This is a genomic window from Paenibacillus sp. FSL A5-0031 (assembly GCF_001956295.1).
GTDB lineage: Bacteria > Bacillota > Bacilli > Paenibacillales > Paenibacillaceae > Pristimantibacillus.
Genome location: NZ_MRTD01000064.1, coordinates 1 through 592, shown reverse-complemented (window position 1 = coordinate 592; position 592 = coordinate 1). Strand labels below are relative to the sequence as shown.

General features: G+C 48.6%; 4 tRNA genes. All 4 read left to right on the top strand.

Features of this window, described 5'->3' with window-relative positions:
• Window positions 1-192 precede the first annotated feature (192 nt).
• The 4 genes from BK120_RS34340 (at window position 193) to BK120_RS34325 (ending at window position 585) form a co-directional block, all read left to right on the top strand.
• Window positions 193-268 (top strand) — tRNA-Asn (locus BK120_RS34340).
• A gap of 4 nt (window positions 269-272) precedes the next feature.
• Window positions 273-363 (top strand) — tRNA-Ser (locus tag BK120_RS34335).
• Between the two features lie 4 nt (window positions 364-367).
• Window positions 368-442 (top strand) — tRNA-Glu (locus tag BK120_RS34330).
• Window positions 443-509: 67 nt separating this feature from the next.
• Window positions 510-585: transfer RNA gene (locus tag BK120_RS34325), tRNA-Val, on the top strand.
• The last annotated feature ends 7 nt before the right edge of the window (window positions 586-592 follow it).

The window sequence follows — 592 nt, the reverse complement described above, 5'->3', positions numbered from 1 at the left end:
CGACGAGGTTGATAGGTTCGGGGTGGAAGCACAGCAATGTGTGTAGCTGACGAATACTAATCGGTCGAGGGCTTATCCTAAACATGTTTACTGTGACCCATACATCCGGTAGACAGCAGCATAAAAGGCTTCAGCAAGCCTAATCTTTCGTATCCAGTTTTCAGGGCGCAATTTGCTTTGAATGCTTAATATTCCCTGATAGCTCAGTTGGTAGAGCACTCGACTGTTAATCGAGTTGTCACAGGTTCGAGTCCTGTTCGGGGAGCCATTGTAGAGAGGTGTCCGAGTGGTCGAAGGAGCACGATTGGAAATCGTGTAGGCTCTAACCGGGTCTCGAGGGTTCGAATCCCTTCCTCTCTGCCAGCAAGGCCCGTTGGTCAAGTGGTTAAGACACCTCCCTTTCACGGAGGTAACAGGGGTTCGAGTCCCCTACGGGTCACCAACTTTTCTATAAAAAAAGATTGACAAAAAAGAATGACCTATGATATGATATAAAGGTCGCTCAACATGGAGGATTAGCTCAGCTGGGAGAGCATCTGCCTTACAAGCAGAGGGTCGGCGGTTCGATCCCGTCATCCTCCACCATTTATTA